The organism is Caldimonas caldifontis, from assembly GCF_002930615.1.
Lineage (GTDB): Bacteria > Pseudomonadota > Gammaproteobacteria > Burkholderiales > Burkholderiaceae_C > Caldimonas > Caldimonas caldifontis.
Genome location: NZ_PSNX01000001.1, coordinates 273,304 through 298,117, shown reverse-complemented (window position 1 = coordinate 298,117; position 24,814 = coordinate 273,304). Strand labels below are relative to the sequence as shown.

Annotated in this window: 24 protein-coding genes; 5 read left to right on the top strand and 19 right to left on the bottom strand. The window is 67.5% G+C overall.

Features of this window, described 5'->3' with window-relative positions; all coding sequences use genetic code 11:
- Positions 1 to 14: 14 nt before the first annotated feature.
- Positions 15 to 908 (bottom strand): class I SAM-dependent methyltransferase, encoded by an 894-nt coding sequence (locus tag C1704_RS01395; RefSeq protein ID WP_245876340.1) that lies wholly within the window; start codon positions 906 to 908, stop codon positions 15 to 17.
- Between the two features lie 23 nt (positions 909 to 931).
- Between C1704_RS01395 and C1704_RS01390 the strand changes: the two genes are divergently transcribed.
- Positions 932 to 1,651 (top strand): ComF family protein, encoded by a 720-nt coding sequence (locus C1704_RS01390; protein ID WP_104300225.1) that lies wholly within the window; start codon positions 932 to 934, stop codon positions 1,649 to 1,651.
- Between the two features lie 34 nt (positions 1,652 to 1,685).
- On the top strand, positions 1,686 to 2,156 hold the full coding sequence (locus C1704_RS01385; RefSeq protein WP_104300363.1) for a tRNA (cytidine(34)-2'-O)-methyltransferase: 471 nt from the start codon (positions 1,686 to 1,688) through the stop codon (positions 2,154 to 2,156).
- Positions 2,157 to 2,170: 14 nt separating this feature from the next.
- On the opposite strand, the gene C1704_RS01380 is transcribed toward C1704_RS01385, so the two are convergent.
- From C1704_RS01380 to C1704_RS01360, 5 genes are all read right to left on the bottom strand, one after another.
- Entirely contained in the window at positions 2,171 to 3,142 is a 972-nt protein-coding gene (locus C1704_RS01380; protein WP_104300223.1) for a Bug family tripartite tricarboxylate transporter substrate binding protein, read from the bottom strand.
- A gap of 35 nt (positions 3,143 to 3,177) precedes the next feature.
- Complete coding sequence (locus C1704_RS01375) at positions 3,178 to 4,170, bottom strand: NAD(P)H-dependent glycerol-3-phosphate dehydrogenase (RefSeq protein ID WP_104300361.1); 993 nt, start codon at positions 4,168 to 4,170, stop codon at positions 3,178 to 3,180.
- Between the two features lie 22 nt (positions 4,171 to 4,192).
- Positions 4,193 to 4,669, bottom strand: coding sequence for a protein-export chaperone SecB (gene secB, locus C1704_RS01370; RefSeq protein ID WP_104300221.1), 477 nt, complete (start codon positions 4,667 to 4,669; stop codon positions 4,193 to 4,195).
- Positions 4,670 to 4,774: 105 nt separating this feature from the next.
- Complete coding sequence (gene grxC, locus C1704_RS01365) at positions 4,775 to 5,044, bottom strand: glutaredoxin 3 (protein ID WP_104300219.1); 270 nt, start codon at positions 5,042 to 5,044, stop codon at positions 4,775 to 4,777.
- Positions 5,045 to 5,064: 20 nt separating this feature from the next.
- The gene (locus C1704_RS01360) at positions 5,065 to 5,469 is read right to left on the bottom strand and encodes a rhodanese-like domain-containing protein (RefSeq protein ID WP_104300217.1); all 405 of its coding nucleotides are present in this window, start codon (positions 5,467 to 5,469) and stop codon (positions 5,065 to 5,067) included.
- Between the two features lie 130 nt (positions 5,470 to 5,599).
- Here C1704_RS01360 and gpmA point away from each other — a divergent pair, with 130 nt between their 5' ends.
- Positions 5,600 to 6,343 (top strand): 2,3-diphosphoglycerate-dependent phosphoglycerate mutase, encoded by a 744-nt coding sequence (gene gpmA / locus C1704_RS01355; RefSeq protein ID WP_104300215.1) that lies wholly within the window; start codon positions 5,600 to 5,602, stop codon positions 6,341 to 6,343.
- 10 nt (positions 6,344 to 6,353) lie between these two features.
- Here the strand turns inward: gpmA and C1704_RS01350 are convergent, their stop codons facing one another.
- Genes C1704_RS01350 through C1704_RS01325 form a run of 6 tightly spaced genes read right to left on the bottom strand, consistent with a single transcriptional unit; the run spans position 6,354 to position 10,858 of the window.
- Complete coding sequence (locus C1704_RS01350; RefSeq protein ID WP_104300213.1) at positions 6,354 to 7,088, bottom strand: lysophospholipid acyltransferase family protein; 735 nt, start codon at positions 7,086 to 7,088, stop codon at positions 6,354 to 6,356.
- Between the two features lie 2 nt (positions 7,089 to 7,090).
- Positions 7,091 to 8,404 carry a dihydroorotase gene (locus C1704_RS01345; RefSeq protein WP_104300211.1) on the bottom strand — a complete coding sequence of 438 codons (1,314 nt, stop codon included), beginning with the start codon at positions 8,402 to 8,404 and terminating at the stop codon, positions 7,091 to 7,093.
- A complete protein-coding gene (locus C1704_RS01340) occupies positions 8,401 to 9,363 on the bottom strand; it encodes an aspartate carbamoyltransferase catalytic subunit (protein WP_104300209.1) in 963 nt (320 codons plus the stop codon). Before C1704_RS01340 ends, C1704_RS01345 begins: the two co-directional genes overlap by 4 nt.
- Positions 9,364 to 9,376: 13 nt before the next feature.
- On the bottom strand, positions 9,377 to 9,883 hold the full coding sequence (gene pyrR, locus C1704_RS01335; protein WP_104300207.1) for a bifunctional pyr operon transcriptional regulator/uracil phosphoribosyltransferase PyrR: 507 nt from the start codon (positions 9,881 to 9,883) through the stop codon (positions 9,377 to 9,379).
- Entirely contained in the window at positions 9,880 to 10,284 is a 405-nt protein-coding gene (ruvX, locus tag C1704_RS01330; protein ID WP_104300205.1) for a Holliday junction resolvase RuvX, read from the bottom strand. Before ruvX ends, pyrR begins: the two co-directional genes overlap by 4 nt.
- Positions 10,277 to 10,858: a YqgE/AlgH family protein gene (locus tag C1704_RS01325; RefSeq protein WP_104300203.1), complete on the bottom strand. Its 582-nt coding sequence runs from the start codon at positions 10,856 to 10,858 to the stop codon at positions 10,277 to 10,279. Before C1704_RS01325 ends, ruvX begins: the two co-directional genes overlap by 8 nt.
- 36 nt (positions 10,859 to 10,894) lie before the next feature.
- On the opposite strand from C1704_RS01325, the gene C1704_RS01320 reads away from it, so the two are divergent.
- A complete protein-coding gene (locus tag C1704_RS01320) occupies positions 10,895 to 12,373 on the top strand; it encodes a cryptochrome/photolyase family protein (protein WP_104300201.1) in 1,479 nt (492 codons plus the stop codon).
- Positions 12,374 to 12,382: 9 nt separating this feature from the next.
- On the opposite strand, the gene C1704_RS01315 is transcribed toward C1704_RS01320, so the two are convergent.
- The 7 genes from C1704_RS01315 to C1704_RS01285 form a co-directional block, all read right to left on the bottom strand.
- Positions 12,383 to 13,447, bottom strand: a complete 1,065-nt coding sequence (locus tag C1704_RS01315) for a GGDEF domain-containing protein (RefSeq protein WP_104300199.1) — start codon at positions 13,445 to 13,447, stop codon at positions 12,383 to 12,385.
- Between the two features lie 30 nt (positions 13,448 to 13,477).
- Positions 13,478 to 19,570: a hybrid sensor histidine kinase/response regulator gene (locus C1704_RS01310; protein WP_104300197.1), complete on the bottom strand. Its 6,093-nt coding sequence runs from the start codon at positions 19,568 to 19,570 to the stop codon at positions 13,478 to 13,480.
- A gap of 75 nt (positions 19,571 to 19,645) precedes the next feature.
- Entirely contained in the window at positions 19,646 to 21,967 is a 2,322-nt protein-coding gene (locus tag C1704_RS01305) for a methyl-accepting chemotaxis protein (protein ID WP_104300195.1), read from the bottom strand.
- Positions 21,968 to 22,032: 65 nt separating this feature from the next.
- On the bottom strand, positions 22,033 to 22,572 hold the full coding sequence (locus C1704_RS01300; protein WP_104300193.1) for a chemotaxis protein CheW: 540 nt from the start codon (positions 22,570 to 22,572) through the stop codon (positions 22,033 to 22,035).
- A 66-nt stretch (positions 22,573 to 22,638) separates the two neighbouring features.
- Positions 22,639 to 23,004, bottom strand: coding sequence for a response regulator (locus tag C1704_RS01295; RefSeq protein WP_104300191.1), 366 nt, complete (start codon positions 23,002 to 23,004; stop codon positions 22,639 to 22,641).
- Positions 23,005 to 23,101: 97 nt separating this feature from the next.
- Entirely contained in the window at positions 23,102 to 23,515 is a 414-nt protein-coding gene (locus C1704_RS01290; RefSeq protein WP_419186769.1) for a response regulator, read from the bottom strand.
- Between the two features lie 49 nt (positions 23,516 to 23,564).
- Positions 23,565 to 23,717, bottom strand: a complete 153-nt coding sequence (locus C1704_RS01285) for a rubredoxin (protein WP_019560853.1) — start codon at positions 23,715 to 23,717, stop codon at positions 23,565 to 23,567.
- 163 nt (positions 23,718 to 23,880) lie between these two features.
- Between C1704_RS01285 and thiD the strand changes: the two genes are divergently transcribed.
- Complete coding sequence (gene thiD / locus C1704_RS01280) at positions 23,881 to 24,804, top strand: bifunctional hydroxymethylpyrimidine kinase/phosphomethylpyrimidine kinase (RefSeq protein WP_170064595.1); 924 nt, start codon at positions 23,881 to 23,883, stop codon at positions 24,802 to 24,804.
- Positions 24,805 to 24,814 lie beyond the last annotated feature (10 nt).

Sequence of the window (24,814 nt, the reverse complement as noted above, 5' to 3'; positions counted from 1 at the left end):
CTATTGATCGGCGTTCATTCCCGGACCGGCGAGCGCGCACGTCGCACCATGGTGCGCATGTCGTCCAACGACACATGGGCCTGTTCGGTGACCCTCACGCGCGGGACCGGCTTGTAGGCATGTCCATAAACGATCTCGAAGCTCAGGCCCCAGCGCCCATCCGGCCGGCGCGCAAGCAGTTCGAACCACCGGTCGCGCCAGCGGGGCGTGCGCAGTCCCGCAAAGCGCTGGGGATGCAGGTTGTGACCGAGTTCACGCAATTCCGACAGCATGCGGGTGCTGTCATCCCACGTGAGGGTGAGGGTCTCCATGTCCATCACCGGGTCGGCGAACCCGGTGCGCACCAGCATGTCACCCAGGTCGTGCATGTCCACGAAGTCCACGCCGATGGGGCCATATCCCTGCTCGGCAAAGACGGTACGCAGTTCGCGCAAGGTGTCCGGACCAAAGCAGGAGAACATGACGAAGCCCTCCACCGCCAGGGCCTGGTGCCACTGTTGCATCACCCGCATGGGGTCGATCGCCCAGTGCAGCATCATGTTGGCCCAGACCAGATGGGCCTGCGCCGCAGGGACCGCGTCTTCGGTCCAGGCGGACCGGGATGGGCGCCGCAAGCGCTCCCACCAGGAGGGCAGCGCTTCGGGAAGCAACCCGGCGGGCTCGACAGCGCGGATGCGGGCCCTCGGGCAGGCCGCGCGAAGGCTCTGCGCGCCCCCGCCGCTGGTCGCCCACCAGTCCAGCACCTGCGTGGGAGGCTGTTTCACGATGGACAGACGCTCGGCCATGCGCCGCGCCACTTCGCCGTGGAGCCAGGGCACAGGGCCGCGCCGGCGCAGCTGCGCGCGCAGGGCCGTTTCGTCCAGGGCTCTGAGGGAAGCCGGCTTCGAGGGGGACGCAGGTGCTGACATGCGCGGCAGTATATTGAGTGCCCATGCGCTTCTCCGACCTGGTGCTTGCTGCCGAACGCCTGGGCCACCGGCTGCCGAGCCAGTGCGCCGTCTGCCGCAGCTGGCAGGCGCTTCGGCTGTGCCAGGCCTGCCTGGCGCGGCATCACCAAGCCCTGCCCCGCTGCACATCGTGCGCCATCGAGGTGCCACACGGACAGGGACGATGCGGCCGCTGCATCGCCGAGGCACCGCCCTTTGATCGCGCCGTCACGGTGTGGACCCATGCCTACCCCTGGAAAGGCCTGGTCGAACAGCTCAAGTTCCATGACGGGCTGGATCTGGCAGGCACCCTGGCCGCACATCTGGCCCGCGCCGTGGCGCAAGCCGGCCACCCTCGTGTGGATCTGGTCGTGCCCGTGCCCCTCGCCCGTGCGCGCCTGAGCGAGCGCGGCTACAACCAGGCCTGGGAGCTGGCTTGGCGAGTCGCCCACCACGTAGGGACGACAGCCCGAAGTGATCTTGTCGAGCGCCGGCGCAGCACGGCCCCTCAGATCGGCCTGGATCCGGCCGGGCGTCAACGCAACCTGCGCGGCGCGTTCATGGCAACACCGGGTGCATCGGCCGTCTTGCGCAGCCGCCGTGTGGCCGTGGTGGACGACGTGATGACCACCGGCGCCACGGCCGCGGCGGTCAGCCGGGTGCTTCGGGAGGCTGGCGCCCGTTCAGTCCACGTCTGGGTGCTCACCCGTACGCCTCTGGATTGACGGACGCCTCGCCGGCATGCAGGACAATGCCGGCATGTTCCACATCGTCCTGGTCGAGCCCGAGATCCCGCCCAACACCGGCAACGTCATTCGACTCGCCGCCAACACCGGGTGCAGCCTCCACCTGATTGAACCGCTGGGCTTTTCGATGGAAGACCGGCTGATGCGCCGGGCCGGCCTTGACTACCACGAGTACGCCACGGTCCAGCGCCATGCCCACTGGGAGGCCTTCCTGGATCGCGCAGGGCCACCCCCGGAGCGTCTCTTCGCGTTCACGACGCGGGGCAGCCACCTGCTGGGCGAGCAGCGCTGGCAGGCGGGCGACTGGCTGGTGTTCGGCTGCGAGACGCGGGGGCTGGATGCCGCCCTGCTCGAGCGTTTCCCGACCTCACAGCGCGTGCGCCTGCCGATGCGGCCGGGCCAGCGCAGCCTGAACCTGAGCAACGCGGTGGCGGTGGCGGTCTTCGACGCCTGGCGGCAGCTGGGCTATGAAGGCGGCGGCTGACCCGCCTGTGGCCCTCACTCGGGCTGGACGCCTGCGGCCTGGATCACGCGGCCCCAGTTCTCGCGCTCGCTGCGCATGAGATTGGCCAAGGCCTGCGGGGCCGTCCCGGCCGCGCTGAAGTACTGGCCGAGCATCTTCGTGCGCACCTCGTCGCTCTTGATGATGCGCACGAGCTCGCTCGACACCCGGTCGATGACGGGCTTGGCCGTGCCCGCCGGCGCCAGCACAGCCTGCCAGGAAATGACCTCGAAACCGGCGTAGCCCTGCTCGGCGAAGGTCGGCATCTCGGGCAGTGCGCTGCTGCGGCCCAGGGTCGTCACGCCCAGGGCCTTGAGCTTGCCTGCACGCACCTGGCCCATCGCCAGGCCCGGCACCATGAAGCCGGCCTGCACCTGCCCGGCGAGGATGGCGTTCACCACGGCCGGAAACCCCTGGTAGGGCACATGCACGAGGTCGATGCCTGCGCGGGTCTTGAACAGTTCCATGGCCAGGTGCGAGGCACTGCCGTTGCCCACCGATCCGTAGTTGAGCTTGCCGGGCTGGGCCTTGGCCACCCGCACGAAATCGGCCAGCGTCTCCACACCCAGCTTCGGGTCGACCACCAGCACATTGGGGCTCGTGGCCACCAGACTCACCGGCGCCAGTTCCTTGACCGGGTCGTAGGGCAGGCTCTTGCTGAGCATGGGGGCCGTCACCAGCGGGCCCTGGATGGTGAACAGGAAGGTGTAGCCATCCGGCGCGGCCTTGGCCACCACCCCGGTCCCGATGTTGCCGCCGGCGCCGGGGCGGTTGTCGATGACCACCGGCTGGCCGAGCGCGGCCCCGAGCGGCTCGCTGACCATGCGGGCGATCAGGTCGGGTGAGGTCCCGGGCGGAAAGGGCACGACCATCCGGATGGGGCGCGCCGGCCAGGCCTGGGCCCGGGCCGGCCAGCTGCCGGCCAGCAGGCTTGCAGCGGCTGCGCCCAGGAGGTGTCGTCGTTGCATGGCTTGTCTCCTTGTGATGAAGCCTGGGCACGGGCTCAGGCCGATGTTCTGAATTCTTCGGTGACGGCGCGCGACATCAGCAGGCGCACGGCTTCGGGCGCCGTCAGCCGCGATTCGATCAGTTCCACCACGGCGGCCGCGATGGGCAGGTCCACCCCCACCTGGCGGGCCCGGTCAACGACGGTGTGGGCGCTGTACACGCCTTCGGCCACGTGGCCAAGCTCCTCCAGGATCTGGGGCAGGCCCTGGCCGCGTGCCAGTCGGAGCCCGACCTGACGGTTGCGAGAAAGGTCGCCCGTCGCGGTGAGCACCAGGTCGCCCAGACCGGACAGGCCCATGAACGTCTCGGGGCGGGCGCCCAGCGCCAAGCCCAGGCGGGTCATCTCGGCCAGGCCGCGGGTGATGAGGGCGGCGCGGGCGTTGAGCCCGAGCCCGAGGCCATCGCACACGCCGGTGGCGATGGCCAGCACGTTCTTCACCGCCCCCCCCACCTCCACGCCAACCGGATCGGCCGACGGGTAGATGCGCAGCGCGTCGCCATGGAAGGCTTCCACAGCGGCCTCACGCAGGGCCTGATCGGCACTGGCCGCCACCAGGGCGGTGGGCTGCGACCGGGCCACCTCCTGGGCGAAGCTCGGGCCGGAGAGCACGCCCACACGGGCCTGCGGGCAGACCTCGCGTGCCACCTCGTGGCCCAGCAGGCCGGTGCCGGCCTCGAAGCCCTTGCACAACCACCAGGCGCGGGCATCGTCCGGCAGCCGCGACAACATCTCGCGCAGCGCTGCCATGGGCGTGGCGATCACGATGAGGCCGTCGCGGGCATGGGCCAGGGCAGCATCGAAATCGGACGTGATTTCCAAGCCGGGGGGCAAGGCGACACCCGGCAGATAGCGCGCGTTGCGACGCTCGGCGGCCAACGCGCCGGCCTGGGCAGCATCACGCGCCCACAGCAGCGTGGGATGGCGCTGCGCCACGCTGATGGCCAGCGCCGTGCCCCAGGCGCCGGCGCCGAGGATGCTGAGCTTCAGGGGCATCCAGGCACCCCGATACTCAGGCGCTGGTGATGATGGGCGAGCCGCCGCCGTTGGCCTGGGCCTGGGCCTGGGCCTGCTGGGCTTCGTACATGGCCTGGAAATTGACTTCCGCCAGATGCACCGGTGGGAAGCCCGCCCGGGTGATGGCGTCGGCCACCACAGCGCGCAGATAGGGATAGACGATCTGCGGGCAGGCGATGCCGATGATGGGGTTGACCTGCTCTTCCGGGATGTTGCGGATCTCGAAGATGCCGGCTTCCTTGGCCTCGACCAGGAAGAGCGTCTTGTCCTGGATCTTGGTGTGCACGGTGGCGACCACCGCCACCTCGAAGATGCCTTCGGCAACCGGTTGCGCCTCGATGCCGAGGTTGATCTCCACTTGCGGCTGTTCCTGCTCGAGCAGGATCTGCGGCGAGTTGGGCTGCTCGAGCGAGAGGTCCTTCAGGTAGACACGCTGGATCTGGAACACGGGGGTTTGGTCTTGCTCGGCCATGATGGGAGTCATCCTCAGAAAGTGAAAAGCCCGCAACCGCCGATGGGTGCGGGCTGCAGACCAGCGATTATGGCCGAGCCTGGAGACTCGGCCGCCACCGCCAGGTCAGGCGGTCGCTTCTCCTCTCAGGAGGGGATCGAGCCCTCCCCGCTGGTCGAGTGCGTAGAGGTCGTCGCACCCTCCCACGTGGGTGTCACCGATGAAGATCTGTGGCACGGTGCGGCGCCCGGTGAGCTCGACCATGCGCTCGCGCAGTTCGGGCTGCAGGTCCACGCGGATCTCCTCGATCTGCTGGACACCGCGCTGGGCCAGCAGTTGCTTGGCGCGCTGGCAGTAAGGGCACACCTGGGTGGTGTACATCGTCACGGTGGGCACAGGCTCCTCCCTCGCAAAGCTCACTTCTCGACCGGCAGGTTGGCTTCGCGCCAGCCGGCCATGCCGCCGGCCAGAACATGGGTGTTCTGGTAGCCAGCCTTGCGAAGCGTAGCGGCGGCACGCGACGCGCGTGCACCAGTGGCGCAAACCACGATCAAAGGCAGGGCCTTGTTCGAAGGCAGTTGCGCGCTCGATTCGATCTGACCAAAGGGGATGTTGCGGGCGTCCTTGATATGGCCTTTCGCGAACTCATCAGGCTCGCACACATCGATGACCACACCCTTCTCTCGGTTGATGAGCCGCACCGCCTCGCTCGGGCTGACGGTACTGCCTGCTGCACCCCGGGTGACCAGCGGCCACACGAGCAGGCCTCCGGACACGAACGCGGCGAGGATGAGGATCCAGTTGTTGATGAAGAAGTCCACGGCGTCGTCTGCCCTTCTGTTCGGCGGCAGCGCAATGCCGCACTCGGTTGTAACGGGGGCGGATTATAGAATTCGCGGTTTCCCACGGGGCACCCGGCCCGTCCTTTTCGACCGCGAGGAGATCCGCCGCATGTACAAGCTCGTGCTCATCCGCCACGGAGAGTCCACCTGGAACCTGGAGAACCGCTTCACCGGCTGGACAGACGTGGATCTGACCCCCACGGGCGTGGAGCAGGCCAAGCAGGCTGGCCGCTTGCTCAAGGAAGCCGGCTACGACTTCGACGTGGCCTACACCTCGGTGCTCAAGCGCGCGATCTGGACCCTGTGGCATGTGCTTGACCAGATGGATCGCACCTGGCTGCCGGTGGTGAATTCCTGGCGCCTGAACGAGCGCCACTATGGCGCGCTGCAGGGGCTGAACAAGGCCGACATGGCCAGGCAGTACGGCGATGAGCAGGTGCTCGTCTGGCGCCGCAGCTACGACACCCCGCCACCCGCCCTGGAGGCCTCCGACCCCCGCGGCCAGCGTGGCGATGTGCGCTATGCCAAGCTCCGCCCCGAGGAGATCCCGCTGACCGAGTGCCTGAAGGACACCGTGGCACGTGTGCTGCCCTACTGGAACGAGACGCTCGCCCCGGCCATCCGCTCGGGCCAGCGCCTGGTGATCGCGGCACACGGCAACAGCATCCGTGCGCTGGTGAAGTACCTGGACAACATCTCCGACAGCGACATCGTCGGCGTGAACATCCCGAATGGCATCCCGCTGGTGTATGAACTCGATGCCGACCTGAAGCCCCTCAAGAGCTACTACCTGGGGGATGCGGAGGCCGCCGCCAAGGCCGCCGCCGCCGTGGCCCAGCAGGGCAAGGCCTGACCTGCTGCCCTCAGGCGGCCAGCGCCTCTTCGATCAGGCCGCGCACACGCTGGGCGAGCGCACGGCGATCGAGGTGGCGTGTGCCCTGCGCTTCAATCAGCGTAGCCGTCACCTGCAGCCCGTCGGCACGGGCCACCCACCACAGTGACTGCACCAGCGTGGTGTCACCCACATAGGCCACGGCGGCGCTGATGGTGGCGCGGCGGTCGCTGTAGCGCAGCGCAATGGGTTGCACGGGGGTCTCGGTGGCGATGGCGGCCTGCAGGATGTTGGCGTGGAAGGGCAGCAGCTCGTGACCGGTGCCGGTCGTGCCCTCCGGGAAAACCGCCACGGTGTCGCCCGCCTGCAGGGCTTCGGCCACCTGGTGCACGACACGCAGCGCGTCACGTCGCTTCTCGCGCTCCAGGTAGAGGGTGTCGGCCGCCGACACGAGCCGATGCAGCACCGGCCAGCGCCTCACCTCGGCCTTGGAGACAAAGCGCGCCGGCGCCGTGGCATTGATGGCCACGATGTCCAGCCACGAGATGTGGTTGGCAACGAACAGCTTGGCGCCGGGCCTCGGGCTGCCTCGCACCACCAGTGTGATGCCCAGGTGGCGCAGCAGCGCGCGGGACCACCACAGCACCCGTTCACGCCGACCGGCGGCGTCCAACGTGCCGAAACGCCACCACACGATCACCAGCCCGTGCAGCACGTGCACGATCACCCGGGTGAGGCGCCAGCAGGCACGCAGGGAGCGCAGCATCCTCAGGCAGCGACGGACTCCGCCGCCGCCTCATAAGCCACCTGACCGGCCACCACGGTATAGCGCACGCGGCCGGGCAGTTCGTAGCCGCTGAAGGGCGTGTGCTTGCCCTGGCTGCGCAAGGCCGCCGGGTGGACCGACCAGTTGGCCTGCGGGTCAAAGACACAAAGGTCGGCCACGCCCCCTTCCACGAGGCGCCCGGTGCTGGAGGCGAGCGAGCCCAGGGCCTCCCCCAGCACACGCACCGGCTCGCTGGTGAGCACGGCCAGCGGACGCATCAGGCCCACGCCGCTTTCCTGCCCCCATTTCAGGGCGAGGCTGAGCAGCAGTTCCAGGCCGGTGGCGCCGGGCTCGGCCTCACCGAAGGGCAGGGTCTTCTGGTCATCGTCCACCGGGGTGTGGTCGCTCACCAGGGCATCGATGGTGCCGTCGGCCAGGGCCTCGCGGATGGCGTCACGGTCGCGCTGCTGGCGCAGCGGCGGGGTCAGGCGCATGTCGGCATTGAAATAGCCGATGTCCACGTCGGTGAGGTGAAGCTGGTTCACGCTCACATCGCAGGTGACCGGCAGGCCTTCGTCCTTGGCGGCGCGCACCAGCGCAATACCCGCCGCACTGCTCAGGCGGCACAGGTGCACGCGGGCGCCGGTGACACGCACGAGTTCGAAGATTGTGTGAAGGGCAATGGTTTCGGCAATCACCGGCACACCGGACAGGCCCAGGCGCGTGGCCACCGGGCCGCTCGCCGCCACGCCCTTGCCGAGGTGGGCATCCTGAGGGCGCAGCCAGACGGTGTAGCCGAAGGTGGCGGCATATTGCAGGGCGCGCTGCAGGATGAGGGTGTCGGACAGGGCCACCTCGGCCTGCGAAAAACCCACACAACCGGCTTCGGTGAGTTCGGCCATCTCGGTGAGCGTGGTGCCGGCCAGCTGACGCGTGAGCGCACCCAGCGGGTACACCCGCGCCTGGTTGAGGTTGCGGGCGCGGAACTTCAGCATTTCCACCAGTCCAGGCTCGTCCAGCGGCGGGTCGGTGTCGGGCGGGCACACGAGGCTCGTGACGCCGCCGGCCACGGCCGCGGCCATCTCGCTCTCCAGCATGCCCTCGTGTTCATGACCCGGCTCGCGCAGGCGCGCGGCCAGATCGACCAGGCCCGGCGCCACGATGAGGCCTCGCGCGTCGAGGGTGCGGTTGGGGTGAAAGTCCGGACTCACGGACCCCAGCGCCACGATGCGGCCCGCGGCAATGGCCACGTCGCCCAGGCGGTCGGTGTTGCTGGCCGGATCGAGCAGCCGGCCGTTCTTGATCAGGATCTTCATGCTTCGTTTCCGGCAATGATGGACATCACGGCCATGCGCACGGCGATGCCGAAGGTCACCTGCGGCAGGATCACGCTCTGGGTGCCATCGGCCACGGCGGAGTCGATCTCGACGCCGCGGTTGATCGGGCCGGGATGCATCACGATGGCGTCGGGCGCGGCCCAGGCCAGCTTGTCAGGCGTGAGGCCGAAGCTCTTGAAGAATTCGCCAGCGCTGGGCAGCATCGCGCCGCTCATGCGCTCGTTCTGCAGGCGCAGCATGATCACCACGTCCGCGCCCTTGAGGCCTTCCTTGAGGTCGTGGCACACGCGCACGCCCATCTCGCGCAGGTCGCCGGGCACCAGGGTCTTGGGACCCACCGCACGGATCTCCGGCACGCCCAGGATGGACAAGGCATGAATGTCCGACCGGGCCACGCGCGAATGCACGATGTCGCCCACGATGGCCACCGTGAGCTGGGTGAAGTCCTTCTTGTAGTGCCGGATGGTGTACATGTCCAGCAGGCCCTGCGTGGGGTGGGCGTGGCGCCCGTCGCCGGCGTTCACCACGTGCACATGCGGCGCGCAGTGCTGGGCGATGAGATAAGGCGCCCCCGACTCGCTGTGGCGCACGACGAACATGTCGGCATGCATCGCGCTGAGGTTGGCGATGGTGTCCAGAAGGCTTTCACCCTTGGCCGTGGACGAGCGCGCGATGTCGAGGTTGATGACATCGGCCGACAACCGCTTGGCCGCGATCTCGAAGGTGGTGCGTGTGCGCGTGCTGTTCTCGAAGAAGAGGTTGAAGACACTCTTGCCGCGCAGCAGCGGCACCTTCTTGACTTCGCGTTCGTTCACGCTGAGGAAAGTGCCTGCCGTGTCGAGGATGTGGTGGATGACGTCGCGCGGCAAGCCCTCGATGGACAGCAGATGGATCAGCTCACCGTTCTTGTTCAGCTGAGGATTGCGTTTGTAGAGCATGGGATCGGTGGGCTCAGAGCTGGGCGGTCTGGATGTCGAAGCTGAAGCGCCCCGCCTCGTTGCGGGCCAGGCGCAGGCGCTGGGTGGCCGGCAGCGTCACGCGGGCGGCGGAGAACGCGGGCTGGATGGGCAGTTCGCGCCCGCCACGGTCGACCAGCACCGCCAGCGTCACGCTGGCCGGGCGACCGAAGTCGAAGAGTTCATTGAGCACGGCGCGCGTGGTGCGGCCGGTGAAGAGCACGTCGTCGATCAGCACGATGTGGCGGTCCTTCACCTCGAAGGGCAGCCGGGTGTGATCGGCTGCCCCGGACAGGCCGCGGGAGCCGAAGTCGTCACGGTGCAAGGCGCTGGAGATCACCCCGTGCTCGCCCGGCAGGCCCAGGTCGTGCTGCAGGCGCTCGGACAGCCAGGCGCCGCCCGACCACACACCCACCAGCACGGCATCCGCGCGCAGCAGCGGACGCACGCCTTGCTTGAGTTCCAGGTAGAGCGCCTCGGCGTCGAGATGCAAGGTCGTCATGCGGGGGTCTTTCGTGATGCACGCAGGAACTGCTCGAGGATGAGGCAGGCCGCTGCCGCGTCGGCATCGCGGGCACCCTCGGCCAGGGCCTCGGCGGTGGTGTAGCGTTCGTCCACCTCGTGGACCGGCAGGCCGAAACGTCCGTGCAGCTGGCGCGCGAATCGGCGCGCGCGGCGCGTGTTCTCGTGCTCGGCGCCGTCGGGATGGAAGGGCACGCCCACCACCAGGGCGTCGGGCTGCCACTCGCGGATCAGACGCCCCAGGGCTTCGAATCGGGCCTCGCCCTCGGCGGCCACGGTGCGCAGCGGCTCGGCCGTGTTCAGCAGCCCGTTGCCGCTGGCCACGCCGACGCGCTTCATCCCGAAGTCGAAGGCCAGGAAGCGCTGGGCCGGATCAGGCATGACCGGCCTCGCCGGAGAGCATGCGCGGATCGATGCCCAGCAGCGACAGTGCGCGGTCGTAGCGGTCCTGCACCGGCGTGTCGAAGATGATGGAGGGCTCGGCGTTCACAGTGAGCCAGCCGTTGCGGCTGATCTCGTCCTCCAACTGGCCGGCGCTCCATCCGCTGTAGCCCAGGGTGACCAGCACCTTCTTCGGGCCGGCGCCGTGCGACAGCGCCTCCAGGACATCCTTGCTGGTGGTCATCTCCAGCCCGCCGGGGATGCGCAGCGAGGAGGTGTAGTGCCCCCCGTCGCCGCTGAGCGGCTCATGCAGCACGAAGCCTCGCTCGGTCTGGACCGGCCCGCCGAAATACACCGGCTGCTCGGCCAGGTCTTCGCGATCCAGCGTGAGATCGACCTTCTCGAACAGGTTCTTCAGCTTGATGTCGATGGGCTTGTTGATCACCAGGCCCAGGGCCCCCTTCTCGGTGTGCTCGCACAGGTAAACCACGGCACCGGCAAAAGTGTCGTCGGCCATGCCGGGCATGGCGATGAGGAACTGGTTGGTGAGATCGATGGAATGCGGGCCGGCCATGGCAGGAATTCTATTCCTCTGCGAACATCCCGCTCCATGGACAAGCCCCTCGACACCGCGCTCGTCTGGTTCCGCCGGGATCTGCGGGCCCAGGACCATGCCGCCCTCTACCACGCACTGCGTTCGGCGCGGCGGGTGTGGTGTGCCTTTGTCTTCGACACCGACATCCTCACCCCCCTGCCCCGGGCCGACCGCCGGGTGGAGTTCATCCGCGAGAGCCTGGTGGATCTGGACACCCAGTTGCGTGCCCTGGGCCAGGCGCATGGGCAGACGCACGCAGGGCTGATCGTGCGCCACGGCCCGGCAGCATCGGAGATCGTGACCCTGGCCCGGCAGCTGAGGGTGCAGGCGGTCTATGCCAACCGTGACTACGAGCCTCACGCCGTCGAGCGTGACAACCGGGTCCGGGGTGACCTGGCCCATGCCGGCATCGCGTGGCACACCTCGAAAGACCAGGTGGTCTTCGAGACGGACGAGGTGATGACGGCCGCCGGCACACCTTACGGCGTGTTCACTCCCTACAAGAACGCCTGGCTGAAGAAGCTTTCTCCCTTTTATGTGCGGGCCTACCCGGTGGCTCGTCATGCCGCCGCGCTGGCCGCTCGTCCGGACGGGTGGGCGGCCGGGGTGCCCACGCTGGGCGACATCGGATTCGAGCCTGCCGGCCTCCAAGACCTGCCCATCCCCACCGGCGGCACCGGAGCTCGTGCCCTGCTCGACGATTTCCTCGAGCGCATCGACGACTACCACGACACGCGCGACTTTCCGGCCGTGAAAGGGCCGAGCTACCTGTCGGTGCACCTGCGTTTTGGCACCGTCTCGATCCGTGAACTGGCCCGGCTGGCCTGGGACCGTGCCCGAGGCGGGTCGCGTGGCGCCGAGGTCTGGCTGAGCGAGCTCATCTGGCGGGACTTCTACCACCAGGTGCTGCATCACCACCCACACGTGGTCAAGCGCGCCTTCCGCCCGGAGTACGACCGCATCCGCTGGGAGCATGGCAAGACGGCCCAGGCGCACTTCCAGGCCTGGTGCGAGGGACGGACGGGGTATCCGCTGGTGGATGCCGCCATGGCCCAGCTGAACCACACCGGGTACATGCACAACCGCCTGCGCATGGTGACAGCGAGCTTCCTGGTGAAGGACCTGGGCATCGACTGGCGCTGGGGCGAGCGTTATTTTGCCGAGAAGCTCAATGATTTCGACCTGGCCGCCAACAACGGGGGCTGGCAGTGGGCGGCCTCCAGCGGTTGCGACGCCCAGCCCTGGTTCCGCATCTTCAACCCCGTGACGCAAAGCGAGAAGTTCGACCCGTCAGGCCGGTTCATCCGTCGCTACCTGCCTCAGCTGGCTGGCTTGCCCGATGCCGCATTGCATGCGCCGTGGAAGGCTCGCCCGGTGGACCTGGCAGCCGCAAACCTGGTTCTGGGTGAGCACTATCCGCAGCCCATCGTGCAGCACGATGTCGCGCGCGAGCGCACGCTGGCGCGCTATGCGGTGGTGAAGGAAGTGCGCTGACGCAGTGCCTCAGAAGAGCTCGACGTCACCGACCTTGTCGTCCAGGTGCAGCTTGCCCTCGCGCACCAGGGCCTCATGGCCGCACACACGGTTGCGGCCATTCTGCTTGGCGTAGTACACGGCACGGTCGGCCCGCTCGAAGGCCCCGCTGGGTGCATCGGTCGGCAGCACCTGGGTGAAGCCGATGCTGGCCGTCACATGGCCCGCCTGGGGAAAGACGTAGGCTTCCATGTTGGAGCGCAGCCGCTCGAACGCATGGGCCGCATCGGCCTCGTCCGAGCAACGCAGCAGGACGACGAACTCCTCGCCACCGAAGCGATAGAGGCGGTCCTGGAAACGGAAGGTGCTGCGCAGGATGCGCGCGACCAGCAGCAGCACCTCGTCGCCGATCAGATGGCCGAAACGATCGTTGACCTGCTTGAAGTGGTCGATATCGACCACGCCGAGCCAGTGTTTCACCGGCCCCACCCCGCCATGCCGGCGGTCGTCCCCGCTTTCGCTCAGCGAAGCCGCACCTTCGTGGGCCGTCTTGAGGAAGGCCTCGTCGAAGGTCTTGCGGTTGAGCAGGCCTGTCAGCGTGTCGCGCTCGCTGTAGTCGAGCAGCCCGTGGAAGTTGCGGTAGATGCGCAGGATGCTGCACACCGTGCGCTTCATGCCGGCGGTGAGCTTCTCGGACGACTGCACTTCGACCACCCCCAGCGCATCCCCTTCGGCCACCAGCGGAAAGACCGTGGTCGTCACCGCCTCGTCGGCCTCCTCGTCACCGGCCGACACCGAGATGACGGTTTGGGTCCGGAGGCCTTCGTCGAGATGCCCCAGTTCCTCGCGGGGCGGCAGGGCCTCGAAGCCCACCCACGGGGGGTCGGAAACCGCTGTGGGTTGTCCGCTGTCCAGTCGTGCTCGCAGCAACCAGCGCTGATCGCCCTCGTCACCCACGAGCTTGTACACAGCCACCCCCCTGGGCGTGAGCAGGTCCATGAGGGCATGGGCCAGCGTCACGTCCAGCAGATCGCGGTCCCGGTAGCCCGTGAGGGCTGCCAGGTGGTCGATGGCCGTGGGGACGGGCTTGTTCATGGGATCCGGTATGCCGGGAGACGCACCGGGTCAGTGTACGACCGGCGCCTCGGCCCCCTGCGCCACATAACGGCCGATCAAAGCCAGCAATTCCTCTTCACTATAGGGTTTGCCCAGGTAGTGATTGACGCCCAGTTCGACTGCATAGTCACGATGTTTCTGGGCGATGCGCGAGGTGATCATGATCACGGGCAGGTCGGCCAGCCGGCTGTCGGCGCGGATGTTGCGCACCAGGTCGAAACCATCCATGCGCGGCATCTCGATGTCGCTGAGCACCACCGCCGGGCGCTCCTCGGCCAGGCGCTCGAGGGCTTCCAGGCCGTCCTTGGCCAGCGATACGCGGTAGCCTTCACGGGCCAGCAGACGCTGCGTCACGCGGCGCACGGTGAGCGAATCGTCCACCACAAGCACCAGCGGCGTGGCTGGCTCCTCAGCGGCGGCACGCTCCTGAGCGGCCACCTCGGCCAGGCGCGCGGCTTCGGCGGACGGGTGCAGAGCCGCCGCCGTGAGGGCCCGCGCGGCTTCACCGTACACCGTGGCCAGCGCCACCGGGTTGTAGATCAGGGCCACGGCACCAGACGCCAGCAGCGTCATGCCCGCCAGGCCCGGCAGGCGTGACAACTGGGGACCCAGGTTCTTCACCACCACTTCCTGCGTGCCAAGCACTTCATCGACGTGCAGAGCGACCCGTTGCTGGGCACTGCGCACCACCACCACAGGCAGGGTGCGCCCCCCCTCCAGGCCGCGCCCGCTGGACTGCAACAGGGCCCCCATCCAGAAGAAGGGCAGCATCTGGTCGCCCAGCAGGTACACACCGGTTTCGTAGGCCCGGTTGACCTCTTCAGTGCTGGCGCGACGCACGATCTCGATCAGGCTGGCAGGCACGCCCACCGTGACGGTGCCACACCGCAGCATCACGATCTGCGTGACGGCCGTGGTCAGGGGCAAGACCAGCTTGAAGCTGGTCCCCTGGCCAGCAGCCGTGGCCGTCTCGATGCGTCCGCCCATCGCGGCCACGTCGGAGCGGACAACGTCCATCCCAACTCCGCGGCCGGCCAGCTCAGTGACCGCATCGGCCGTGGAGAAGCCCGGCGTGAAGATGAGATTGGCGAGGTCGGCGTCGCTGTGCTGATCCTCGGCGCGGATCAACCCCATGGCCACGCCGCGCTCACGGATGCGGGCCAGGTTCAGACCTGCGCCATCATCGCGGAACTCGATCGCGACTTCGTTGCCTTCCTGATGCAGGGCCACCACGATCGTGCCCGCCGGATCCTTGCCTGCGGCGGCGCGCTGTTCGGGAGGCTCGATGCCATGCGTGACGCAGTTGCGCAGCAGGTGCTCGAAGGAGGCCGTCATCCGGTCCAGCACACCGCGGTCCACTTCGATCGCGCCACCGACGATGTCCAGGCGCACCTGCTTGCCCGTTTCCTTGGCCGCCAGGCGCACGACACGATACAGCCGCTCGGACAGCCCCTCGAACTCCACCATGCGCGTGCGCAGCAGGTCGTCCTGCAGGTCGCGCGTCAGACGTGCCTGAGCCGCCAGCTCATCTTCCGTGGTCTCCAGCGTGCGCTGCAGGGCGCGCTGCACGGTCGCCACGTCGTTAACCGACTCGGCCATCATGCGCGTGATTTCCTGGAAGCGCGTGAAACGGTCAAATTCCAGTGGGTCGAAGGCCTGGCCTTCGGCCTTGGCGGCTTCCATGCGGGACGCCATCTGGGTTTCGGCTTGCAGCTCGATGTCGCGCAGCTGCTGACGCAGACGTTCCAGGTTGTCGGTCAGATCGGTGAGCGACCCCTTGATCTGGCTCACCTCCGATTCCAGTCGCGCGCGGGTGATGCTCACCTCGCCGGCCTGGTTGACCAGGCGATCGAGCAGTTGTGGCCGCACGCGCACCGCAGCCTGGTTGGCCTGGACGGTCGTGCGCGGCGTGGCTTGCTGTGCACCGCCTCCAGCCGTCGCAGCCCGCGTGAAGCGCGACCAGTCGATGCCCATCGGGGGCGTTGGCGCTGCATCCCCGGCCGTCGTCGCAGCCGGCGCCGTTTCGGCCACGGAGGTGGCCTTCGGGGCGGTTTCGACCGGCACCGGCGCCACCGGCTCGGCCACCGGGAGGTCCACGTGCTCCATCAACGGCATCGGCGAGGACGGCGCCTCCAGCACAGCCGCGTCATCCGGGCGGGCCTGAACGGCCGCCGTGGCGTCGGCATAGGCCTGGGCGTCCCGATGGCGCAAGGCCTCGAAGACCGCCGTGATCACATCGACCCGAGACTCCAGCGGCTCCACGTCCTCGGCGGCGACATCACCGCGCGCCAGCAGCCGTTCAATCGACGTCTCGAGCCGGTGAGCGAGTTCACCCAGGCGCATGGCGCCCGCCAGGCGGGCCCCCCCCTTGAAGGTGTGCAACGTGCGCATGCAGGCATTGCCCGCACGGACGTCGGCCGGCTGACGCAGCCACTCACGCAACTCGCCGGCCAGCTGCGGCAGCAACTCCAGCGCCTCTTCTTCGAAGATCGGGAAAAGGTCAGCGTCCACGGCATCGACGGCGTCGATATCGTCATCGATGTCCAGGCCTTCACCCGGCAACCCCGTCACATGGGTCACGCCCCCTGCAAGCGTCTGCATGGCCGGCAGCTCGCGCAGCTCTGTACGGCCGAGGTCAGGCAAAGGGGCCACAGACGTGGGCTGTGCCGGCGCCGGGACGACCGGGGGGGACATGGGCTGCTGCGGCGCTGGCTCGGGGGCAGGCTCCAAAGCCGGCTCCAACGCCGGCTCCAACGCCGGCGCCTCGGCCAGCACCGGCATGTCGAGCTGGTCCTCGGGCTCAGCTTGAGCATTCAGGGCCTCGAGCTGACGCGCCGAGCGCAGCTCGTGCGCATCCAGGCGCGCCAGCAGTTCGGGGGAAGGCTCCTTCAGGAAGCCGGCAGCGAACTGGTGCAGCAGACGCCGCACCTCATCGGCCACATCCACGAAAAGCCGGGCTTCTTCCTCATCACCGCGGCCGATCGCCTGCGAGCGCATCAGGGCATGTTCGAGCCGGCGCGCCAGTTGCGACAGGTCGCTGAAGCCGACCGTGGCCGAGCTGCCAGCCAGCGAGTGGGCGTGCGCCACCGCGGCCTCGCCCACCGGGCGGTCAAGCTCCATGGCCCATTCGGCCAGCTCGGTGCTCAACCGGCGCGACAGCTCATCCGCTTCGGTGAGATAGATGTTGAACAACGGAATGCCGATGCGCAGGTGCCCCACCACCTTGACCTGGTCGCTCACGGCTTCTGCGGCCACAGGCGGCGGCGTTTCACCCACCGCCGGACCCCGCACAGGCAGCGGCACGACGTTGTCGGGCAGCGCCGGCGCGGCTTCGATCACCTCGGTCGAAGCCCCATCTCCCAGATCGAGGTTGAGATCGCCGAAATCGATCACCGCCTCGGCTACGGGGAGCTCCATGTCGGGCGCCGGCACTGCGGCCGCGGGCTCTGCAGGAGCCACCGTCGCGGCGGCGTCTTCGAACGCCGACAGGTCGAGCGAGAACGCCGGCAATTCGACCGCAGGGGGGGCCGGCGGCGTGGCGGGCTCAAGCACTGGCAGCTCCGCGGGCATCGACACCGCCGTGGGGGCCCCCGGGGCATGGACGGCGGTTCGACGTCCTTCCAGACGCATCACGTCAGCGGCTGCCCGCACCGGCGCGCTGTGATGGGTGGGTACCACACGCGCTGCAATCTCACCGATCCAGGCCGCCAGGTAGTCGAGCACCTCGCCGGTGAAGGCCATCAGGTCTTCACTGGCCGGCTTCTGATCGGCCAGCCAGGTGTTGTAGAGCTGTTCACAGGCCCACGCCGCCTCACCAAAGTCGTTCAGACCGACCATGCGGGAGCTGCCCTTGAGCGTGTGGAAGGCTCGGCGCACGGTGGTGAGCTGTTCGATGTCGTCCGGGGACCGGGTCAGCAGGTCCAGCGCTCCACTGGCGGTGCCCATCACTTCCTGAGCTTCCTCCAGGAAGATGGAGCGCATCTCGTCATCGTCTTCCAGGCCGGAGTGCGTGGCAGGCGTCGGGGCCGCAACGGCTGGCTTCGGTTCCGGCGCCAGCGTTGCCGCGTCCGAAGCGGTCGAGACGAAATCGGCGACCGCCTGCACGACCTGATCGCGCACGAACTGGACATCGGCCTCGCCGCGCGTGGCCTGCTCGACAGCAGCATGGGCCTGATGCAGAGGCTCTGCCAGGGCTGGCTGGTCCGCCACGACGATCTCGTCCGACAGGCGTTGCAACTCGGCCGACAAAGCCTCCAGGGGCAGGTCCTCGCGTTCCACCTGTTCGGCCAGCGCCTGCGCTTTTTCGATCAGACGTGGCTCCACCAGCGTGACCGGTGGCGTCGGTGGCTCGGACGATCGCCCCATCACCGGACGGAGTTCGCCGCGCTGAGCATCAAACGTGAAGAGCGACTTCGCCATCTGCGGCTGGTAGCTCAGCATGTCGATGAGGAAACCCAGCGCGCCAAGATTGCCGGCCAACCGTTCGAAGGTGGCGGTCGCCGCAGCAGACTGAGGATTGACCTCGGTGGCCAGGAGATCGTCGATCACATCGCGCATGCGCAGCACGGCCTGGGAGGCCTGGTCCATGCCCAGCACCGACAGCACCCCACGCATCGCTGCCAGTTGCCCCGGCACAGGGGCCAGCACCGAGCGGTCGGCAGGATTGCGGAAGAACAGATCGATCTGCTTCTCGGCCTCGCCCAGCGAAGCCCTCAGTTCCTGCACCACGCTGCCCATGGTCTGTCGATCGGACACGCGGCGATACAGGTCCTCCATCCAGGATTCCAGCGGCTGCGCCGGTTGACCCTGCCGCACCGACTCGATGCGCTCGGCCAGTCGGTTGCTCCGCTCGGCCAACTGCGGATCGTCGAAGTCGGCGTCTTCCAGCGAAGCCTCGAGGTAGAGGACGCTCGTGGCCACCTCCATGGCCAGCGCGGCCGGCGGCGCACTGGCGGCTTCCACCGTCTGGGACACTGAACGCAGCAGGGCATCGGCCAGGGCTTCTCCGGCCGGATAGATCTTGCGCAAGGAATCGCCCACGAGGCTGAACTGCTCGTTCAGGCCCTGGAGGCGGTGCATTTCGCCTCCTGCGACCGCCGACCAGGCATCCTTGGCGGCCGCCACACGCTTGCGGGCCTGCACCAGGAGGGATGGGTCGAAACGGCCGAGGTGCGACACCTCATAGTTGACCGGTTCGTGGGCTTCCAGGCGATAGGCCCGGCGCACCGCCTGCACACGCGGCGCCTGTGCCCCCTCGGGGCGACACTGGGCGCAGAAGAAGAGCAGGTCCTGCGCCAGGCGGTCGGAGACAGCCGATTCACCGCGCTCGATCATCCCGAACTGGGCCAGGATGCGTGATGCCACACGCTTGCTGTAGACATCCAGAGGCAACAGCTTGACCGAGAGCGCCTCGAAGAAGGCCGCCGCCAGCTTCCAGAAAGTCGCGGCATGCGGGTGGTGCGCACCCGCGCCCAGCCCGGCGCACAGATCGCTCATCTGCTGTGCCGCGCGGTTCGCGGACTGGTTGCGCATGAGCGCCAGCAGCAGGCGTTCGAGTTCTGCGCGCGTGGCAGCGTCGGCCGCCCGCGGGGTGACCCCGGCCACGTCGGCCACCTCGGTCCATTGCCAGTCGGCCGCCCAGAGGTCGGCCGGATGAATCCGATCTGCGCCGGCCAGCTCCTGCACCACGCGGTACTGCGGGAACAGCGACACCGAAGAAACCTTGCGCCCGGCCAGCAGGCGGGACAGATAGTCCAGCAGACCAAAGGACGCCTTCTCGATCGCCTCGACGGCCGCCGCGTCGAGTTTCTGCGGCTTCTGGATGTAGCGCTGAACGGCCGCCTCGCTCGCACGCAACACGGTGGCTGCGGCGGGCATGCCCACGAGTTCGAGGGCCCCTACCCCCTGATGAAGCTGCTGGCGCGCCGTGCGCAACACGGAAGGATCGACAGCGTCCACATCGGAGCCCGCCGCGCTCTCCGCTTCCTTCAGAAAGCGACGCAGCGCCTTGTGAGCATTGTCGAGCGACTTGCGCAACTCCTCCTGGACCCACGCCAGGGAACTCAGGTCGTCGCTCGTCAGACTGTCACGCTTGCTGTCCATCCACTGCCCCCCAAAGGCATCCTCATTTCATTCATCAACCCATCCAGCAACCGAAGGCGCTTCGGGGGTGGTTCATCACCCGATCTTGAATCGCGACACCGATTGCTTCAGTTCTTCAGCAGTCTTGGACAGTTCGCGCACCAGCTGGGCCGTCGAGCGCGTGCCCTCGCCAGTCTGTTCCGTCACGGCGAAGATGTGCTGGATGTTGCCGGCCACGATGTTGGCCGATTCAGCTTCGCGGGATGCCTGCGCCGAGATCTGCTCAATCAGTTCAGCAAGCTGACGTGACACGCGGTCGATCTCGCCCAGTGCCGTACCGGCGTTGTCGGACAGCTTGGCCCCTTCCACCACACCCTGCGTGGACCGTTCCATGGCGGCCACGGCGTCGGCCGTATCGGTCTGAATGGTCTTCACCAGGGCCGCAATCTGCTTCGTGGCATCGCCCGAGCGTTCGGCCAGCCGCTGCACTTCTTCGGCCACCACCGAGAAGCCTCGACCCGCTTCCCCCGCGGAGGCCGCCTGGATGGCAGCGTTCAGAGCCAGCACGTTCGTCTGCTCCGTGATGTCGGAAATCAGTTCGGTGATTTCACCAATCTCCTGGGAAGACTCGCCGAGTCGCTTGATCCGCTTGGAGGTTTCCTGGATCTGCTCGCGGATGGAGTTCATGCCGCCGATGGCGTTCTGCACGGCCTGCAGACCGGATTCGGCGGCCAGCAGCGATTGGCGGGCCACCTGGGCCGACTGCTGAGCCTGCGCCGAGACATCGTTGATTCGGCTCGCCATCTGGAGCACCGACTCGCCGGTGTCGCGGATCTCGCGCAGCTGTTCGGTGGAGGCGGCCAGCAGCTCGGTGGACGTTGCTTCCACCTGCTGTGTGGTTTCCGTCACCCGCGACACCGTGCCTTGCACCTGCGACACCAGCGTGCGCAGCTCTTCCACCGTGTAGTTCACCGAGTCGGCGATGGCGCCCGTGATGTCCTCGGTCACCGTGGCCTGTTGCGTCAGGTCGCCTTCGGCCACCGTCTGCAGTTCGTTCATCAACCGCAAAATGGCCGCCTGGTTCGCGTCGTTGACGCGCTTGGCTTCCTGTTCCTGGCGTTCGGCTTCCAGCCGCTGCTGTTCGGCCAACTGCGCACGAGCCCGCTCGGCCTGGAACTGCACCCTCAACAGACCGAGGATACCGGCCAGGGCCATGGCGATGGACAGCACCAGCATGATGATGTTCGGTGCACCGAATCCGGCTTGTGCCGACAGGCGCTCCTGCACCTGCTCCAGCCCCTGCCGCAGCGCTTCGGAGTCATCGATGATGGCCACCTGGGCTTCGCGGGCCGAGACCAGACCCTGCAGGTTGCCCAGGATGGCGCCCGCCTGGGTGCGGGTCTGTTCGTACAGTTCCTGCAACGCTTGCAGGCGCTCCTTGGTCTGCTCATCGCGCGTGGGCGGCAGACGCAGCTCGGCGCTGCCTTCGAGCAGACCCTGCGAAATCTCGCGGAAGGAGTTCAAGTCCTTGCCCAGCAGGAACACCGCCTCAGGCGACACACCTTCCATCGTCAGGAATTCGTTGGCCGACTTACCGATGCGCTGCGTCAACATCACCAACTGACCGGTGGCGGAAATCTCAGCTGGCGATGCGTTCTGCTGCAGCTTGAGCGACGAGATCGTTTCGGCGATTTCCAGCAGGTCGGCCGACTGGCGGTTGATGGTGCGAAGGGCCTCACCCACCTGGGTCAGGATCTGCTGCTGGCTGAGCACCACCTGGGCGTTCTTCTCGGCGCGGTCCACCAAGGGCATGATGGGTTGCAGCACTTCCTGCACCGCTGGGGACACGGCTGTCAGCTCGTCGTTGCCGCTGCGCAGGCCGCGCGCGCCGCTGGCCAGCACGGTGGAGCTCTCGCGCACTTCGGGGAAGGCCTGCGGACTGCCCACCAGAGCCTGCGACACGGACTTGGCCAGACGCTGCGACTGCATCAGCACCTGACCGGTCGTCCCCACCTGGGCTGCCACGTTGTTGGCGGCAATCTGCGACACCGCCACCACCACCAGCAGGCCGGCCAGACCCAGCACCGTGAGCGCACCCAGGATCCGCTGCTGCCGAGCCACTGGCAGGTGGCCAATCAACGGCAGACGCGTGGCCGACTCAGCGCCCTCAGCCCCCGCCTGCATGCGGGTTTCGGCGAATTCGCCGGGCAGTTCGGACGGCGCCACCTCGGAGATGATGGACGAGTCCTTGCCGGGGCCCGACCCGTTGGACGGGCGCGTTTCCATCGAGCTCGTGGCGCTTGCGCTTGCCTGCGGCAGCTCGTTCAAGGTGCGAGACGCATCATCGAACGGCGTGCCCAGCGAGTCGTCGTCCGGCGACTGCTTGCCTTTGCCGGTGATCTTGCTGATGAAACTCATATTCCCCTCTAGCTTTCTGCTCGAACGTCACTCATACCAGGCCGGTCTTGGGCTGCATCGCCCTGTCAGCCCACGATCCTCAGGAATGCCTCGTCTCTGGCCAGGGCCGCGAGGTTGAGTTCCTGCCACACACGCCCCTGGGGGTCGCGCAGGCGCTGCCCCACGAAGTCCGGCCGGGCCTCGGCAGCCGCGGCGTCATCCGCAGGCGCAAGCTGGTCCCGGTTGCGCAGGCCCGCCAGTCGCTCGACCAGCAAGGCGCAGTTGATGTCCAGCGACGGGTTCAGCGCCACGAGGCGCAGCTGGTCGCGAAGGCTGTCCGTGGTGTTCAGGTTGACCGGCTTGAGTCCCAGAAACCCGCCCAGATCCACCACCCCGTGCAGGCCGCCGCGCAGGTTGGCCACGCCCAGGAACCACGGCGAGGTGTGGGGCACGCTCACGCATGACGAGAATGGAAAGATCTCGCCGGCTTCTTGCAGCGGCAGCAGGAAACGCTGACCGGCGGCCTCCACCGCCAGCCAGCTCGCCGTGCGCGCCTCGGTACGGGCTGCCTGCAAACGCTCCGCCAATCGGCTTTGCAGTTCACGCAGCGCTTCTTTGTTCGCCATTGTGCTTGCCTGTTATTGCAAGGATGTGATCCGGCAGGCCTGTGCTCCCATGCCCGATCCGCCCGGTCAGTCGAAGGCGCGGATCTTGCCGATCAGTTCATCGGCATCGACGGGTTTGACCACGTAGTCGCGTGCGCCCTGTCGCATGCCCCAGACCTTGTCGGTTTCCTGGTTCTTGCTCGTGCACATGATGACGGGCACGTCAGCAAAGTTCGGGTCGCGCGTGATCGCCCGCGTGAGCTGGAAGCCGTTCTGGCCGGGCATCACCACATCCATCAGGATCAGGTCGGGCTTGTCCTCGGCCAGACGACGCCAGGCCTCTTCGCCGTTCTCGGCGGTGCGCACGCTGTAGCCGCGCTTGGTGAGCAGTTCCGACAGATGATGCAACTCGGTCTTGGAGTCGTCGACCAACAGGATTTTCTTGACTGGCATGGTTTCCTACCTCACTCGATCAGGACCTGCCCCGGGGCAGGTTCCGGCAAACGGGATGCAATGAGAAAGGGCGCCGGCTCAGGGCGCCCAGATGTCTTTACGCAGCTCGGCGATGCTGTTCCACGGCCTGCAGCAACTGGTCTTTGGTAAATGGCTTGGTCAGGTAGTCCTGGGAGCCCACCATGCGTCCACGGGCCTTGTCGAACAGACCATCCTTGGACGAGAGCATGATGACCGGCACACCCGAAAACTTCGGGTTGCGCTTGATGATGGCGCAGGTCTGGTAACCATCGAGCCGCGGCATCAGGATGTCACAGAAGATCAGGTGCGGCTCGTGATCGTTGACCTTGGCCAGAGCGTCGAAACCGTCTTCGGCCAGCACGACGTCATAGCCGCCTTGCTTGAGGAAGATCTCGGCGCTGCGGCGAATGGTGTTGCTGTCATCGATGACAAGCACCTTGGTCGCCGCATCAGACGGCGTTTGACTGATCGAAGCAGCGGTGTCGCTCACTGAAGCCCTCTCCTCAACGACTTGAAATGACCGTCCCGCGCCGGTTGCGCTAGATCTGCACCATTTCGAAGTCTTCCTTGCGAGCGCCGCATTCAGGGCAGACCCAGTTCATCGGCACATCGGCCCAGGCAGTGCCCGGTGCGATACCGTGTTCAGGGTCGCCGGCGGCCTCGTCGTAGATCCATCCGCAAATCAGGCACATCCAGGTTCGAGACTCGCTCACTTTGTATCAGTTTCACTACAATGATGCGAGGCATTGTAGCCTTGTGAACACACAAAACCGCGAGGGTTTGTGCGAACTTACACGTGATTGTTCATGTGAAGTTCCTTGTAACCACCCTCCCCCACCGCACCGGCACAACTCCATGTCCCCAACCTCCCCCGACCCAGCCCCCGGCACCGAGATGCCGGAAGAGGCTGGCGCCCCTCCGTGCGTCATGAGCTTCAATGCCAATGACCCCAGCGGTGCCGGCGGCCTCGGTGGCGATGTCGCCACCCTGTGTGCCATGGGCGCACATCCATTGCCGGTCGTCACTGCCATCCTCTTGCGCGACACCGCCGAGGTCTTCGATCACCATGTGCTCGATGACGAGGCTGTGGTCGAGCAGGCCCGCAGCATCCTCGAGGATGCCCCGATCGCCGCCTGGAAGGTCGGCTTCCTTGGCAGCGCCGAGACCATCGGCGCCGTGGCCGAGGTGCTGTCCGACTACCCCGAGGTTCCGCTCGTGGCCTACCTCCCCAGCCTGTCGTGGATGGAGGAGTCGGCTCATGAGGCCTACCATGAAGCCTTTCGCGAACTCGTGCTGCCCCAGGCCGAGGTGCTGGTGGGCAACCACAAGACGCTCACCGATTTCCTGCTGCCCGACTGGGACGCCGACCGCCCGGCCTCGCCGCGTGAGCTGGCCGTGGCTGCCGCCGAGCATGGCACGCGCTTCGTGCTGGTGACGGGCATCCAGCTGCCCGACCAGTTCATCGACAACGTGCTGGCCACCGCCGAGGGCCCGGTCAGCGGCGAGCGCTTCGAGCGCTTCGAGGCCGGCTTCGTGGGCGCAGGCGAGACCCTGTCGGCTGCGCTGGCGGCGATGCTGGCCAACGGTGCCCAGGCGCCCGATGCAGCAGCCGAGGCCCTCGCCTTCCTCGACCAGACGCTGGATGCGGGCTTTCGCCCCGGCATGGGCAGCGTCGTGCCCGACCGCTTCTTCTGGGCCCTGCCGCCGGCCGAAGGTGAAGACGGAGCGGCCAACGACGCCAACGGCGACGATACGCCCGACCCCCGCCACATCCACTGACCCGAGCACC

What these genes read in the sequence shown, in the direction of transcription:
- C1704_RS01395 (WP_245876340.1), bottom strand. Translation starts at nt 908, where the DNA reads ATGTCAGCACCTGCGTCCCCCTCGAAGCCGGCTTCCCTCAGAGCCCTG.
- C1704_RS01390 (WP_104300225.1), top strand. Translation starts at nt 932, where the DNA reads ATGCGCTTCTCCGACCTGGTGCTTGCTGCCGAACGCCTGGGCCACCGG.
- C1704_RS01385 (WP_104300363.1), top strand. Translation starts at nt 1,686, where the DNA reads ATGTTCCACATCGTCCTGGTCGAGCCCGAGATCCCGCCCAACACCGGC.
- C1704_RS01380 (WP_104300223.1), bottom strand. Translation starts at nt 3,142, where the DNA reads ATGCAACGACGACACCTCCTGGGCGCAGCCGCTGCAAGCCTGCTGGCC.
- secB (WP_104300221.1), bottom strand. Translation starts at nt 4,669, where the DNA reads ATGGCCGAGCAAGACCAAACCCCCGTGTTCCAGATCCAGCGTGTCTAC.
- gpmA (WP_104300215.1), top strand. Translation starts at nt 5,600, where the DNA reads ATGTACAAGCTCGTGCTCATCCGCCACGGAGAGTCCACCTGGAACCTG.
- C1704_RS01350 (WP_104300213.1), bottom strand. Translation starts at nt 7,088, where the DNA reads ATGCTGCGCTCCCTGCGTGCCTGCTGGCGCCTCACCCGGGTGATCGTG.
- C1704_RS01345 (WP_104300211.1), bottom strand. Translation starts at nt 8,404, where the DNA reads ATGAAGATCCTGATCAAGAACGGCCGGCTGCTCGATCCGGCCAGCAAC.
- C1704_RS01340 (WP_104300209.1), bottom strand. Translation starts at nt 9,363, where the DNA reads ATGCTCTACAAACGCAATCCTCAGCTGAACAAGAACGGTGAGCTGATC.
- pyrR (WP_104300207.1), bottom strand. Translation starts at nt 9,883, where the DNA reads ATGACGACCTTGCATCTCGACGCCGAGGCGCTCTACCTGGAACTCAAG.
- ruvX (WP_104300205.1), bottom strand. Translation starts at nt 10,284, where the DNA reads ATGCCTGATCCGGCCCAGCGCTTCCTGGCCTTCGACTTCGGGATGAAG.
- C1704_RS01325 (WP_104300203.1), bottom strand. Translation starts at nt 10,858, where the DNA reads ATGGCCGGCCCGCATTCCATCGATCTCACCAACCAGTTCCTCATCGCC.
- C1704_RS01320 (WP_104300201.1), top strand. Translation starts at nt 10,895, where the DNA reads ATGGACAAGCCCCTCGACACCGCGCTCGTCTGGTTCCGCCGGGATCTG.
- C1704_RS01315 (WP_104300199.1), bottom strand. Translation starts at nt 13,447, where the DNA reads ATGAACAAGCCCGTCCCCACGGCCATCGACCACCTGGCAGCCCTCACG.
- C1704_RS01310 (WP_104300197.1), bottom strand. Translation starts at nt 19,570, where the DNA reads ATGGACAGCAAGCGTGACAGTCTGACGAGCGACGACCTGAGTTCCCTG.
- C1704_RS01305 (WP_104300195.1), bottom strand. Translation starts at nt 21,967, where the DNA reads ATGAGTTTCATCAGCAAGATCACCGGCAAAGGCAAGCAGTCGCCGGAC.
- C1704_RS01300 (WP_104300193.1), bottom strand. Translation starts at nt 22,572, where the DNA reads ATGGCGAACAAAGAAGCGCTGCGTGAACTGCAAAGCCGATTGGCGGAG.
- C1704_RS01295 (WP_104300191.1), bottom strand. Translation starts at nt 23,004, where the DNA reads ATGCCAGTCAAGAAAATCCTGTTGGTCGACGACTCCAAGACCGAGTTG.
- C1704_RS01285 (WP_019560853.1), bottom strand. Translation starts at nt 23,717, where the DNA reads ATGTGCCTGATTTGCGGATGGATCTACGACGAGGCCGCCGGCGACCCT.
- thiD (WP_170064595.1), top strand. Translation starts at nt 23,881, where the DNA reads ATGTCCCCAACCTCCCCCGACCCAGCCCCCGGCACCGAGATGCCGGAA.